Annotated in this window: 13 protein-coding genes and 2 riboswitches; of the genes, 4 read left to right on the top strand and 9 right to left on the bottom strand. The window is 50.4% G+C overall.

Translation table 11 applies throughout. From position 1 onward, the window contains the following. Nucleotides 1–57: 57 nt before the first annotated feature. From KB186_RS09330 to KB186_RS09290, 9 genes are all read right to left on the bottom strand, one after another. Nucleotides 58–210, bottom strand: a complete 153-nt coding sequence (locus KB186_RS09330) for a hypothetical protein (RefSeq protein WP_197245029.1) — start codon at nt 208–210, stop codon at nt 58–60. A gap of 132 nt (nt 211–342) precedes the next feature. Beyond that, nucleotides 343–1,527 (bottom strand): MFS transporter, encoded by a 1,185-nt coding sequence (locus KB186_RS09325; protein ID WP_221867855.1) that lies wholly within the window; start codon nt 1,525–1,527, stop codon nt 343–345. 28 nt (nt 1,528–1,555) lie between these two features. Next, nucleotides 1,556–3,640 (bottom strand): ABC transporter ATP-binding protein, encoded by a 2,085-nt coding sequence (locus KB186_RS09320; protein ID WP_173609990.1) that lies wholly within the window; start codon nt 3,638–3,640, stop codon nt 1,556–1,558. Between the two features lie 19 nt (nt 3,641–3,659). After that, nucleotides 3,660–5,402 carry an ABC transporter ATP-binding protein gene (locus KB186_RS09315; RefSeq protein ID WP_173609989.1) on the bottom strand — a complete coding sequence of 581 codons (1,743 nt, stop codon included), beginning with the start codon at nt 5,400–5,402 and terminating at the stop codon, nt 3,660–3,662. Between the two features lie 136 nt (nt 5,403–5,538). Continuing rightward, nucleotides 5,539–6,114, bottom strand: coding sequence for a GNAT family N-acetyltransferase (locus tag KB186_RS09310; protein WP_173609988.1), 576 nt, complete (start codon nt 6,112–6,114; stop codon nt 5,539–5,541). A 98-nt stretch (nt 6,115–6,212) separates the two neighbouring features. Continuing rightward, nucleotides 6,213–7,253: an S-methyl-5-thioribose-1-phosphate isomerase gene (gene mtnA / locus KB186_RS09305; protein WP_173609987.1), complete on the bottom strand. Its 1,041-nt coding sequence runs from the start codon at nt 7,251–7,253 to the stop codon at nt 6,213–6,215. Next, entirely contained in the window at nt 7,250–8,479 is a 1,230-nt protein-coding gene (mtnK, locus tag KB186_RS09300; protein WP_173609986.1) for an S-methyl-5-thioribose kinase, read from the bottom strand. Before mtnK ends, mtnA begins: the two co-directional genes overlap by 4 nt. A gap of 158 nt (nt 8,480–8,637) precedes the next feature. Next, nucleotides 8,638–8,783: riboswitch (SAM riboswitch) on the bottom strand. Between the two features lie 96 nt (nt 8,784–8,879). Further along, entirely contained in the window at nt 8,880–10,067 is a 1,188-nt protein-coding gene (locus KB186_RS09295) for an anti-sigma factor (protein WP_173609985.1), read from the bottom strand. Then, entirely contained in the window at nt 10,067–10,585 is a 519-nt protein-coding gene (locus tag KB186_RS09290; RefSeq protein WP_217367099.1) for a sigma-70 family RNA polymerase sigma factor, read from the bottom strand. The genes KB186_RS09295 and KB186_RS09290 overlap by 1 nt, the downstream gene beginning before the upstream one ends. A 130-nt stretch (nt 10,586–10,715) precedes the next feature. Next, nucleotides 10,716–10,893: riboswitch (SAM riboswitch) on the top strand. Nucleotides 10,894–10,978: 85 nt separating this feature from the next. Here KB186_RS09290 and KB186_RS09285 point away from each other — a divergent pair. Genes KB186_RS09285 through KB186_RS09270 form a run of 4 tightly spaced genes read left to right on the top strand, consistent with a single transcriptional unit; the run spans nt 10,979 to nt 14,044 of the window. Then, nucleotides 10,979–12,193 carry a 2,3-diketo-5-methylthiopentyl-1-phosphate enolase gene (locus KB186_RS09285; protein ID WP_232773467.1) on the top strand — a complete coding sequence of 405 codons (1,215 nt, stop codon included), beginning with the start codon at nt 10,979–10,981 and terminating at the stop codon, nt 12,191–12,193. Then, entirely contained in the window at nt 12,190–12,858 is a 669-nt protein-coding gene (locus KB186_RS09280; protein WP_173609983.1) for a 2-hydroxy-3-keto-5-methylthiopentenyl-1-phosphate phosphatase, read from the top strand. The genes KB186_RS09285 and KB186_RS09280 overlap by 4 nt, the downstream gene beginning before the upstream one ends. A 3-nt stretch (nt 12,859–12,861) precedes the next feature. Further along, nucleotides 12,862–13,518 carry a methylthioribulose 1-phosphate dehydratase gene (locus KB186_RS09275; RefSeq protein WP_064201529.1) on the top strand — a complete coding sequence of 219 codons (657 nt, stop codon included), beginning with the start codon at nt 12,862–12,864 and terminating at the stop codon, nt 13,516–13,518. 13 nt (nt 13,519–13,531) lie between these two features. Beyond that, entirely contained in the window at nt 13,532–14,044 is a 513-nt protein-coding gene (locus KB186_RS09270; RefSeq protein ID WP_015893125.1) for a 1,2-dihydroxy-3-keto-5-methylthiopentene dioxygenase, read from the top strand. The last annotated feature ends 83 nt before the right edge of the window (nt 14,045–14,127 follow it).

Genomic DNA, 14,127 nt, shown 5'->3' with positions numbered 1-14,127 from the left:
AGTGACTGTACCTTTCTCAGATCAACCGGTCTTTTTTTGTAGCCTCTTTGTCAGTTGCTATGGCTGCGAAGTTGCATTTGTAGTAGCAGGTGCAGGTGCAGACGGTTTCGGAGCCTGATCGTCATCTGAGAAAAACGGGATGATTACCAGACTAAGCACGAAAAATAAAATCCAGGCAATGCCTCTTCTGAAAATGCAAGGTGTCAGCATCGGGTAACCCCTTCCAATCATGCTGTTCTACTTACTATTCATACGCTTCCCTCCTTGGTGCCCGTTTATGCTTTTTTGGGCAAAAAATAAAAGCCTCGCCAAAAACTTGGCGAAGCTTATCCCTCATGGTTCTTACCCCTGTTTTTGCAACGGCATTGAATACGTCTGTTCCTGGGTTGCTTTTTGCTTGAAAAACAGGCAAGCTGCCGCGAAAACAATGAGCAGCGATCCCATCAGCCAAAAGATCGTCCACGGCTCCCACACGTCCATCAGCAGGCCATTCACATTCGGAGCCAAAATACTGGCGACACCAAAATTGACGCCCGCGATGATTCCTGCGGTAGGAACCATCGATGCTGGTAAAATATCTGCCGAAAAAGCCAAGCCCAGCGAGTAAAAGGAACCGACAGCCGCTCCTGCTATGGCCAACAACAGCATCATCAGCCATACGTTTTCACCTGCAAACGGGAACAGGAAGAAGGCCAATCCTCCTACAAGCGCACACACGAGCATGACCTGCTTGCGTCCTACACGGTCACTCAATGCCCCCAATGGCATCTGCAAGATAATGCTTCCCACGACAAACGACGGAAGGATCAAGGAAACCCATTCAACGGACAAGCCGGTACGCAACGCGTAAACAGGAAAACTGCCGTTGAGTGACGTTTCCATGAATCCGTACAAAAACGAAGGAATCAGCGCCAGCCAGGCAAGTCGCAAGACAAACGCATATTTGTTTTGCTTCTTTTCCGTTTGTTCGATCTGTGCCGGGAATTCATTTTTGATCCGGGATAATAATAAGAAGGCAATCAGATACAGAACGAGCAGACCGCCAAAAGGTACCCAAATCCCCAAATGCAGCACGCTTAAGCCTAGTGGACCAACACTAAAGCCCACGCCATATGCCAACCCGTAAATGGAAAGATCACGTCCACGATTCTCCGGAGCTGCGATCTTGGTCACCCACATTTGGCTGGCATAATGTAAACCACTATCGCCCACACCCATCAGTAAACGCAATACGAACCAGACCGCCAAATGACTGAACAGTGGGATGAGCGCTGTTGCGATTGTCACTAACAGCAATCCCCATAATATCGTGGCCCGGTATCCAATGCGCCGCAGTGGGATTTCCAAAAATGGATTGACCATGACCATCCCAATATACAAGGCAGCGGCGTTGAGTCCGTTCATCACGGATGAAACACCTTGTTTTTCCAATAAAACCGTCAGCATCGGGATCGTCAAGCCTTGGCTCACCCCCGCAATACCGACAACCAAAATCAACACCCAAAAGGTGTAACGTGACTGTGACATGGTGTTGTTTCTCCTCCCCAGCCCCCTACTAAGCACTCTCTACGGAAGCACTCCCCTGCTGAAGCTGATACATTTTTTGATAAAGACCATTTTGCGCCATGAGTTCATCATGGGTACCTCGTTCCATGATTTCTCCACGGGACAAGACAAGAATCTGGTCGGCGTGCTGAATCGTCGACAATCGATGTGCAATGATGAATGTCGTCCTACCTTTTGATAGTACATGCAACGCTTCCTGAATGGCTAGCTCGGTTTCACTGTCAATGCTTGCCGTTGCTTCATCCAAGATCAACATCGCGGGATCAGCAGCCAATGCACGTGCAAAAGAGATCAATTGGCGTTGACCGGCAGATAGTGTCATGCCTCGCTCGACGACTGGCTCGTCATAACCGCCCGGCAGCTTGGAAATGAATTCATCAGCACGGACGGCTTTTGCAGCCCGCTTCACTTCTTCATCCGTAATCGTATCCTTGTACATACGAATATTGAATCCAATGCTTCCCGTAAACAAGAACGGGTCCTGCAAAACGAGACCGACATGACTGCGCAATGAGTGCGTATCAATCTGTCTCATATCTTGTCCGTCGATCAAAATGCTCCCTTTCGTCACCGGATAGAACCCGAGCAGCAAATTCATCAAAGAGCTTTTTCCCGATCCGGTGTGCCCTACCAGCGCAATCGTTTGACCAGGCTGAGCCGTAAAGGAGACGTTTTTCAAGATATAATCGTCACCCTGATAGGCAAAAGAAACGTTATCAAAGACAACCTCTCCACGCGGGCGCTCGATTTGTGCACCCGTTTCTTTCTTCTCTGGCATCTCATCCATAATCTCGAAGACACGTCCCGCCGAAATAGTCGCCTGCTGCATTTGCGACAACCGATTCATGATCATGTTGATTGGTTCGAAAAAACGTCCCATGTAATCGACAAAAGCAAAAAGCGCCCCGAAGGAAATCGCGCTATGGAAGGAAGTTGAGCCGTAATACCAGACGATCAGGGTCAAGGAAACTTTCCAGATCAAATCCACCGCTGGGCGCAAAAGCAAGGATTCGAGGTTGATTTCTTTCATCCGCACCTTGAAGTAGCCTTCGTTTACATCAGCAAACTCCTTTTGTACACCTTTCTCCCGACGAAAAGCCTGCACGATCGTCATGTTTTGGATCATTTCATTGATCGTAGTGTTCATATCACCGAGCTTCGCGCGAATCACGGCATAGTAGCGAGAGCTGTACCTTTGATACACGTAGACTAACAGGACGAGCACTGGCACCGTCAAAAAGCAGAAGAGGGCGAGCTCAGGCTGCAAAAGGTAGAGCGCGATCAAGATTCCAATCAAGTAAAGACCGTTCTGTACAAATGTGGCGAGCACACTTACATACAGCTCACGGATGGCTTCTGTATCATTGCTCACACGGGAGACAAGCGCACCTACTGGCGTTTTGTCAAAAAAGGCAACCGGGAGCTTTTGCAAATGGATAAACAGCTTCATCCGCATTTGCTGAATGATGCGCTGGGCGATCTTTTGCAGCCACAAAATCTGGACGTAGTTGAAACCAGCTGAGAGCAAGATCAATGCTCCATAACCTACGGACAGCCAAACAATGGGCAAGACATCCCCCTGATACATCTCCTTGACTTCCTCTGCGGTCAGCCGAATGCCTGTGGAGGTCATCTTTTGACCTGATTGATCCTTCGTTGTTACCTCGAAGCGTTCCCTGCCGTTTTCTGGCGTAATCGGGGTGAATTGCTTCTCCGTGTTTGGATTCACTTTGCCGGACACCAGGTAATAGGTCGTGCCCTCAGTCAGTACCGTTACTTCTTTTTGATTGATCCTGTCCAAAGCAAGACCCGTCTTTGCTGCGACATCTTCACGAATATAGTTCGTACCGTTCAATGAGGCGACTTGCCCCGCTGCTTGTGGTGGCACTTCGTCCAGTTGATACCAAGGTTTTTGGATCGCCAGAATGTGATTATCAATCATGACCTTGGCTAAAAAAGGACCCGCCAGCTCTGCACTCGTCCCCAGCAAGAGCAGGAACAGCGCGCCCAGTATTTGCTTTTGAAATGGCCTGGCGTACTCGGTCAAACGCCCCCATACATTTTCTTTGCTCATGAAACGCTTTCCCCCTCTCTCAACCAGCCACATCCTGTTCCATTTGCTGACGACGGTACTGCTCTGCATACCAGCCGTTGCGTTGCATCAGCTCATCATGTGTCCCCCGCTCGACGATCTGCCCCTCATCCAGCACGAGAATCAGTTGAGCGTGCTGTACCGCAGACAGACGATGGGCCGTAATAATGGTCGTTTTATCCGCGCGCTCCTGTCGCAAATGACGAAGGATGCTTTCCTCCGTCCGCGCGTCCACAGCCGATAAAGAATCGTCGAGAATCAGAATACCCGCATCCATCAAAAGCGCGCGTGCAATGGAAATGCGCTGTTTTTGTCCCCCGGAGAGGGTGACCCCCTTCTCTCCAACCATGGTTTGCAATCCATCTCTGAATTGCTCCAGATCTCTCTTCATCTCCGCAAGCTCCAACGCATGCATCACTTCCTCGGTCGTCGCTTGTGGTTTTCCGAATGTAACATTTTCTGCAATCGTCCGTGAGAACAGCAAATGCTCCTGAGGCACGTAGCCGATTTTTTCCCGCAGCGTATCAAAAGCAAGCTCTTCAATCGGGATGCCCCCGATAAACAGGGCATGTTCCTTCATCTGATATTGATGCAATAAGGCACGGCACAACGTCGACTTGCCGCTCCCTGTCCGTCCGACAATCCCAAGCGTCTCTCCTTCACCCAAACGAAACGAGATGTCGGTGAGTGCCGGCTTGTCAGTGCCCGGATACGTAAAGGAAAAATGGCGTGCTTCCACGGTATTGGCTATTTGACTCGTGACCGGATTCGCTGCCTCTGTCACATCTGGCTGCTCCACCATTAGCTCTGTAAAACGCTTATGGGATGCGCCACCGCGCTGCAACACATTGACCAGCCAACCAAAGGCGAACATCGGCCAAATTAAAAGTCCCAAGTATAAATTGAACGCAACCAAATCCCCTAGGGAAATGGCGCTGGTGAACACCAAATACGTCCCATAGCCTAGCCCGATCAAAAAGCTGAAGCCAATAATAATCGCGATCGTCGGCTCGAACAGGGCGTCGATCCGCGAAACGCTCACATTTCGCTCCAACGTTTTCTCACTAACCCGGCGATATGCCTCGATATCGGCCTTTTCCTGAACAAATGCTCTCAATACCCGAACGCCAGATACGGATTGTTGAACATGATCATTCATCTCTCCGAAGGCTTCCTGCGCCAAGTAAAAACGCTCATGCAGCAGTCTTCCATAGTACGCCGTTGACCAAGCCAAAAACGGCATCGGGATCAGTGCAGCCAGCGTCAGCTTCCAATCAATTGCTGTTACCATGACGCCTAGTGTTAACAAGGTCATGAACAACGCATCGACAAGCGTAAGCACCCCTGTACTCGCCGTTTGTTCGATGGCAGGAATGTCGTTGGTGGCGACAGCCATCAGATCACCACTGCGTTTGCGATGAAAAAACGACGGGGTCATTCTGGTCAAATGGGCAAAAAGTCGCTCGCGCAACGTCCTCTCGAGAATTAAAGCTCCTCCATTTAACAAATACCGCCAGAGAAACCGCAATCCATACAAGCTAACACCCAATACGAGCAAGATGACCACTGTTTGCGTCAAATCAGCGTCCGTCAGGGAACTGTTGCGAATCGAATCCACCGTGTCCCCGATTAATTTCGGCGGCCAAAGCATGAGGACGTCGATGATAAACAGCACAGCGATTCCAATGACGTACCGTTTCCAATAGGCGCGGAAAAACCAAGATAATTGCCGAAGTGTCTGCATGTATTTCACCTCTATTTTTTTCAAGCCTAACAGCACGACTAAAAAAGGGCTTGCGAATCACACGCAGCCCTCTTGATCTGTCTTCACCATCGTAATTTACAGAATTTTCATTGTCAATCGAAGCATACAGTTCAATCTAAGATTTTTTATCGGCTTTCCAGTCAAGCCATTCCTCTTTTAGCAAGCTGTAAGTAGCATGATCCACGTAATGATCGTACAGGAATTCATTCCGGCGCAGTATCCCTTCCAGTTGAAAGCCTAGTCGCTCCGGGATCGATCTGCTCTTATAGTTTTCTGTAGCAGCCTGAATCGTTACTTTTTCCAAATCCCATGACCCGAAGATTAATACGTCCAAGTAGGTCGCCACTGCTTCTGTCATCAGACCCTTGCCCTGAAATTGCGCACCCAGCCAATAGCCAATGGACGTCTTTTTGTTGATCCAATCTATCGTATGTACGCCGACTGTGCCAGCCAGACGTCCTTGGTACCAAATGCCATAGTTGATGCCGCGATTATCGTTGTACTGATGGATCGTCGCTTGGATGAATTGACGAGAATCCTCTACCTTCTTCGTATAATTCAGCCACGGCAGCCATTCCATAAGACTTTCCCGGTTCGAATCCGTAAGCAAAAATAACTCCTCAGCATCAGCTAATTCTAATTGTTTCAAGTACGTATCTTCATTGATGGCTATCCGTTGAATCGTTTGCATACGAATCTCCCCTTTTCTTGGATATTTTACTGGAAAACACCAAAATGAGCAAAAAGCGCCCGCCAGCAACAAAAGGCGAACGCTTATAAAAAGTTCTTTTATTTTTTGCTATTGCCGATCTCTTCCGGCTTGAAAATGCCTGTCTCCGTGACGATCGCTGTAATGTACTTCGCAGGCGTTACATCGAACGCAGGATTGTACACTTTGATATCGTCTGGAGCTACCTGTTTGCCCAAGCCATGGGTAATTTCCTCGGCTGGACGTTCTTCAATCGGAATATCTGCGCCTGTCGGTGTCTCCAGATCGACGGAGGACAAGGGAGCTGCCACGTAAAAAGGAATGCCGTGAGCTTTTGCCAATACCGCAACCCCATACGTACCGATTTTATTGGCGACATCTCCGTTCGCTGCTACGCGGTCTGTACCCACGATGACAGCCTCTACTTTCCCTTGGGACATCACCATCGCCGCCATGTTGTCGCAGATCAGCGTCACATCAATCCCTGCTTGCTGCAATTCGAATGCAGTAAGACGAGCGCCTTGCAGGACAGGACGAGTTTCGTCCGCGTACACCTTTAAGTTCCAGCCGCGTTCCTTTGCCAAATAAAAGGGAGCGGTAGCCGTACCGTACGCTGCCGTAGCCAATGCTCCTGGATTACAGTGCGTGAGAATTCCCATACCGTCATGCAACAGAGTCAGCAAATGCTCTCCGATGGTCCGGCATACTTCAGCGTCTTCCTTTTGAATCGCCAGTGCTTCATCGAGCACGGACGCCTTCAACTCGGCAATCGACGCACCGCTTTCTTTTTCAACACGAGCCTTGATGCGATCCAACGCCCAGAACAGATTCACGGCTGTCGGACGGGAAGAGCCCAAGTAGTCTGCCTGCTGGTTCAGTTCCTGCCAAAACTCGTCGTAGTTACTCGCTTCACTGCCACGAATGCCCAGGTAGAGCCCGTAAGCCGCCGCCATGCCAATCGCTGGTGCGCCACGGACTTCCAAGCGTCGGATGGAACCCCATACTTGCTCGGAGGTGGTCAAGTTCAAATAGATCGTTTCTACTGGCAGACGCGTCTGGTCAAGCAAGACCAATGCGTCATTCTCCCACTTAACAGGTGCCAATTGGGTGCTGGTTGTCATACTGTTGTAGCCTCCTGATAGTAACGTTCGGTCACAGTGCGTACGATGTCCGTGATATCTGTCGATTCGTCGATGCCGCCGCGACCGAGAATCAACGCTTCTCCTATCGAGAGCGCCAGACGTTCTGCTTCTGCGCGAGTCTGGTCGTCTTCAATGGCATTCAGGTCTGCTACGCCTGCCAAACCGATGACACGGCGCAAGATTTTGCAGCCGGCATAGCCTGCTGTATCCTGAATCAAGCGCTTCACGTAGCTTTGCCACAGCCCTTCGACATGGGCGCTGCGCTCTTTGGCGTGCTTGTGCCAGAGTTGAACGAATTGCGAAACGAATTCATTCCAGACATCCTCGACCGTTTCCAGTAAGTATTCGCGGTACGCTTCCCGTTCTCCTTGATCTTTTTGCAAACCGTGCTGGCCTGCGTAGTTGAGCAGCAGATTGGCAATGACCGCCCCGATGTCAAAACCGATTGGGCCGTAGTAAGCAAACTCTGGATCGATTGCTTTCAAGCTGTTCTCCGTGATGAAAATACTTCCGGTATGCAAGTCGCCATGCAGCAGCGCTTCCGAGCGCGTAAGGAAATCGTATTTCAGCTTGGCGATTTCCAGCTTCAGCGGCCGGTTGTTCCAGATCGCCTCGACTTCGCGGCGAATCAACGGATTGAAATCGTTGGTAGGCGCATTTTCATATGGATCGGTAAAGACGAGATCTTCTGTAATTTTGCATAGTTCTGGATTTATGAATGTTCCGACTAGCGCTTTTTTATCGTACGGATGCGCGCCCAGATCGGATGTGAAGAACAAGGTTTGCGCGAGAAAACGGCCAATTTGCTTCGCGAATAGCGGGTACCGCTTTCCTTCGATCAAACCTTTGCGCATGATGATGTGGTCCCCGACGTTTTCCATGACAGTCAACGCAAGCTCCCCGTCGAAATGATACACCTGCGGCACCAGGTCTGGAACGTATTTGTGCTGAATGCGGAGTGCCTCGCTCTCGATGCGAGCCCGATCAATCGTAAGCGGCCAAGATTCTCCCACGACGCGGGCAAAAGGCAGTGCTTGCTTGACAATGACGCTCTTACCGGTTGCCGGCTCCAGAATGTCAAAAACCAGATTGAGGTTACCATCCCCAATTTCACGGCTGGTCAGCTCTGCTCCTTCGCTAAAAAGATCCGGTATTCCTTTTACGTACTCCACTGCTTCCTGTTCAGTCAATGCGCGATATGCCATGATTCCAAAACTCCCCTCTACGTATTTTTCCTCTATCTCTACTTGTTTTGTTTGTGTCCCGAGAGTATTAATTTTAAAATTCTTATCGACGAAAAAAGACCTCTTTTCCCGAAGAAAAGAGGTCGCCGTCGTCACGTGTAAGAACCGTGTTGATGTCCCCCTTATCTTCCAGACCACTTTTGTTTCTGCAGGAATTAGCACCGTGCATGTCGCCTGTCAATCAGTCGCTTCCTCGCGTCTGAATGGCGTCATGTCGGTTGCCGGGTATCATCGGGCCAGTCCCTCCACCTTCTCTGGATAAGGTATCCAAAACGTATTCGGTTTTTGATTTAGTTTGAATCATACAACCAACGCTTCCACGATGTCAACACCCTTTTGTGCAAAAATTCGCACCTTGCTATCAATAGCTGGATTGTGTTCCCGATGCCGCAGGGTGATCCCAATTCCACCAGTCTACTTTGCCTAAAAACGCTGCTGTTATCGACTTTTCGGCCTTGAGCTTCAACAGTTCTTTCGTAGGTCCAGTGAGGACGGCGCCGTAGATTCGCACTCCGTTTTGCTGCATGTAGTTGTATCGTTCGGCTATCTGAAGGTCGCTACGAAATAGCAAAGATCTGCCGACATCGCGAGCCAGATCTTCTTGCTCAGATAAGTACTTCATCTCTTCTAAGTAGGCGGCCATTCTTCTGTTCCCTTCCCCGTTTACCCGAATGGGCGCATCTCCGTAATCCAGTTCATGCTGCGCAAATCCCCACACGTACCCGGGACCGAGAAATCGATTTGCCCCATCGTCTTCTGCTTGCTTTCGCTCCACCCCTGTGTCTACCGCAAACCAAACCGTATCTTGTCCCGAAGAGGTGACATGGCGGGAAACCAATTCATAGTACTCCTCGTATGTTAGGAAGTGATCGAAGGAAATCGCGAGCTGAGAAACGGTCCCCTCAGGTAGCTTCTCCATCGTTGTCCAGGCAGGTGCAGTGCGAGATTCCGTATCCCCCATTTCCCCGTCTGTCGGATAACGGAAATACAGCTTCTGTTCCCTAACCCCGTTCGTCCATTGCGGCTTCGTATTTACGTTCCATAGCACATTCGTACTCTCAAAACGACCAGCGACCTTTTCTTCCCCCCCAACCCGCTCACGTAGTTCCATGCTGATGTTTCCGTACAGCAATCCGACCTGCGAGCCACTACTACCCACTCTCACACCTGGCTGAGTAAAATTGACTATCGACTTCGCAACGCGGAACAGATCTTCATGCATCAGCGACCCGACCCAGCCATTCAAAATCAGCAACACAACTCCGGCCAAAAAGGGAAGCCCTATGGTGAACCCAGCGTTGGACAACCGATTTTTCCATTTCCCCCGGCGCACAATGGCACGCTGTTTTTCAGCCGACAGTGCTTCAGGCTGGTTTATTTTCACCTTGTCCTCCCCCGTTTCTTCCCCCAACAAAAGCCTTTCCAACCGCTGTGCGTACTCCACGTCAGCCGCTATTTCTTCCTCGAATAGTTTTGAATCTTCTTCCGCCATTTCCCCACGCAAATAAGCAAGCAGCCTTTGCTCGCGATGATTCTCATCCTTGTTCATCACTGGCTTTCCTCCCTCCACAACTGCCGCATCTTTTGTCGTCCCCGAAACAAGGAACGCTTGACGTCTGCCAGCTCAATCCCGAGTACCTCTGCCATCTCCGCATAGGAAAACTGCAATGCAGACAACAAAATGACCTGTCTCTGCTTTTCCGGAAGCTTCTCCAAATAGTCGTGGGCCACTTCCCACAGCTCCTGATTCACGACATGCTCAGCCGGATCAACAGCCGAATGATCAGGTCTTTCTGGCAGGGCTTCTACAAACGCAAATCGTTGTTTCGTCCTCTTACGATAACCATCCACGAAAGCGTGATAGGCCACCTTGAACAGCCAGGGCCGTACTTTTTCCCCACGGTAGTCGTCCAAGGAAGAGAAGGCGCGACAAAAGGTTTCCTGTGTCAAATCCTCTGCCAGCTTCTCATCTCGTGTCAGCCGGAAAAGATAGCGGTAAATATCGTTTACATGCAGCTGGTACACATCCTCCAGACCTACTTTCCCAAACCGTTCACACCCCTTCATCCCTTACCACGAAGGAATTGCCAAAAAGTTTCACCTTAGTCTCATTTTTCTCATAACTTGCTGCACATTCTCTGCAAAAACAAAGATTGACTCCTGACAATGAACGTCATATCATGGGGGAAACGAATAACTCTTATCGCGAGCTGGCTGAGGGACTGGCCCTATGATGCCCGGCAACCGGCGCTATACCATGATTCGTACGCTCATAATTGCGTACCTTGGATAGCGAAACGGTGCTAATTCCAACGGATAAGAGTCGAGATCGAGCACTTTGGGCTCGTTTCGGCTACTGACCCGAGAGATGAGAGGAGACGAGACGCTTTCATAGTCGACAACCGCCTCCCCGCTCAATGGGGAGGCTTTTTTAATAATTCAAGGAGGATTAGGCGTACCATGAGTGAACAACGTATCCTCGTCACCTATCTCACACAAGCAAAAGACTTGAACAAGAAAGCGGAAGCCATTGCTGTCGGCATGACAGTCGGTTCCTGGACGGACCTGCCGCTTGCCAAGCAAGCTGAGCTAGCGCCTTATCTCGGTGAAGCCGTGAGCGCGACACCGATTGCGACACTGGAAAACGGAGAAACACGCGGTCTGATTACCGTTAGCTATCCGACTCGCAATTTTACAGCAGACATTCCATCCTTGTTGACCGGAATATTCGGTAAACTGTCGATGGATGGCAAAATCAAGCTCGTTGACGTTGTTTTCCCTGACTCATTCCTTCGGGCCTTTCCTGGACCGAAGTTCGGCATTGATGGTCTGCGCGAACGTTTAGGGGCACATGACCGTCCACTCTTGATGAGCATTTTCAAATCGTGCCTGGGTCTTCCTTTCGACGATTTGAAGACACAATTCCGAGCACAAGCCTTGGGCGGAGTTGATCTCGTGAAAGATGACGAAATCTTCTTTGCAGACGACCGCGCTCCTTTTATCGAACGGATCAAAGCGTTTAAGCAGATCTCCCAGGAGACCGAAGCCGAAACAGGCAAGCCCGTCCTCTATGCAGCCAACCTGACTGGACCTGTGCATGAGCTGAACGAAAAAGCGAAGCGTGCGGTAGAGGCGGGTGCTGACTGCCTTTTGTTCAACGTGCTGGCGTTTGGCTTCGATGCTCTGCACCGTTTGGCAGCCGATCCTGATGTACACGTACCGATCATGGCACATCCGGCTTTGGCAGGGGCTTACTATCCTTCACCTGACTACGGTATCGCCACCCCGCTTCTACTCGGCACGTTGATGCGTGTAGCTGGGGCAGATTTGGTACTCTTCCCGTCTCCGTACGGCAATGTCGCCCTGGACAAAACAGAAGCGTTGCAGCTCGCCAAGCATTTGACTGACCCACTGAATGGTGTACGACGTTCCTTCCCGGTTCCATCTGCCGGCATTCATCCGGGGCTGGTTCCACAGCTGTATCAAGACTTCGGTATCGATCAAATCGTCAATGCAGGGGGCGGAATCCACGGTCATCCTGGTGGAGCAACCGCAGGAGCAAAAGCTTTCGTTGCCGCGATTGAGGCAGTCACCGCAGGTCGAACATTGGAAGAGGCTGCTGCTGAATCACAAGAGCTGGCGATCGCTCTGGAAAAGTGGGGTGGCGCACGATGAGCAAGAAGCTCGTCCTGTTCTGCGATTTCGACGGAACGATTACCGAAAAAGACAACATTGTAGCGATTGTCCGCAAGTTTGCTCCCCCTGAGTGGGAAGGCTTGACGGAGCAAATCCTTTCGCAAAAAATAAGCGTTCAGGAAGGGGTTGGCAAGCTGTTTCAACTCTTGCCCTCCTCCTTGCGCCAGGACATTATCGATTTTATTGTCCATGAAGCGACCATTCGCCCGGGATTTGCTGAATTTGTGAGCTATTGCCGCGCAGAAGGCATCGAGCTGTTGATCACGAGTGGCGGCATCGACTTTTTTCTGGAGCCTATCCTGGCACCCTTCGATCTTACCGATGTGCCGATCTACTGTAATGGCAGTGATTTCAGCGGCGAGCGTATCACCATTACGTGGCCCAACGCTTGCGATGAACATTGCACGAACGGCTGTGGCATGTGCAAGACGACCATCATCCGTCGTTACGATCCAACAACTCATTTCCGCATCGTCATCGGCGACTCCATCACTGATTTGGCTGGAGCCAAAATCGCTGACTATGTGATTGCCCGTTCCTTCCTCGCTGACAAGGCGGAAGAGCTGCAATTGCCGCATAGCAAGTTTGCCACGTTCCACGATGTGATTCGCATTTTACAGCAAGTCCAACAGGAGGTCGTCTAATTCATGACTGCAACACTCGAACAACGTCTGGATGCCTTTCGCCGTCTGGATGACGCCAAGCTGACATTTGCCCGCCGGGACTGGTTTCCCGGCACCAGTGGCAATCTCTCTATTAAAATACAAAACGATCCCTTGCAATTTGCTGTAACGGCAAGCGGCAAAGACAAAACCAAGCTGTCCCCCGAAGATTACCTGGTTGTGGATCAAGACTCTCGTCCAGTGGATGAAACTGCTCTCAAGCCGTCCGCAGAAACACTCATCCACGCCGTCGTATACAAAACGTTCCCGAAGGCAGGGGCTTGCTTCCACGTCCATACCGTATGGAACAACCTCATTTCCGAGCTGTACTTTGGACAACGGGCTTTCTCCATACAAGGACAAGAGCTGATCAAGGGACTCGGAATCTGGGAAGAAAACGCACGCATTACTGTTCCGATTGTTGAGAACTTTGCTGATATTCCGACCTTGGCTACCGAAATTGAAAAAGTGATTACACCAGAAGTTCCCGGCGTACTCATCCGTAACCACGGTATCTACACGTGGGGCGGCAATGACTTCGAGGCTAAGCGCCACCTGGAAGCTTTTGAGTTCCTATTCGAGTATCACGCCCGCTGGCTGCAATTGCGCCAAGCAGTCGTGTCCACTACAACCACCAATTAAGGAGGAATAAACGATGGCACAAATTCGTTTTCACGACAACAATGAGTACATTTCCGCACCCGAGGAAGTTGTCTCCTTCCTGGATACCCAAGAGATCATTTATGAAAAATGGGGCGTGGATCGCCTTGATCCAAAGCACCGTGATAACTACAGCCCGACAGACGAGGAGAAACAAGAGATTCTCGACACCTTTAAACCGGAAATCGATGCAATCAGCCAACGTCGCGGTTACTTGACAGCGGACATTATCGTCCTCTCTGACAAAACACCTAATCTCGACGAGCTGTTGGTGAAATTCAAGGGCGAGCATCACCACACCGACGATGAGTGCCGCTTCTGCGTCGATGGTCACGGTATTTTCGCTATCAAGGGCAAAGACGGTCGCTACTTCGACGTCGAGCTGGAGCCGGGCGATCTGATCTCCGTACCACCGAACTACCGCCACTACTTCACCCTGATGGACGACCGCAAAATCAAGGCGATTCGCCTATTCGTCACTCCAGCAGGCTGGGAAGCGATCTATTAATAACGACCCCCTGGCATTTACTGATTGCTGGTAATATCCCCTCATGGTTGACTGTGTTTAAAACCCCACTGTTACAATTGGGT

The organism is Brevibacillus sp. AF8 (assembly GCF_021270385.1).
Taxonomy (GTDB): domain Bacteria; phylum Bacillota; class Bacilli; order Brevibacillales; family Brevibacillaceae; genus Brevibacillus.
The sequence above is the reverse complement of the archived record's forward strand: the minus strand, read 5'-3'. Positions and strand labels throughout refer to the sequence as shown.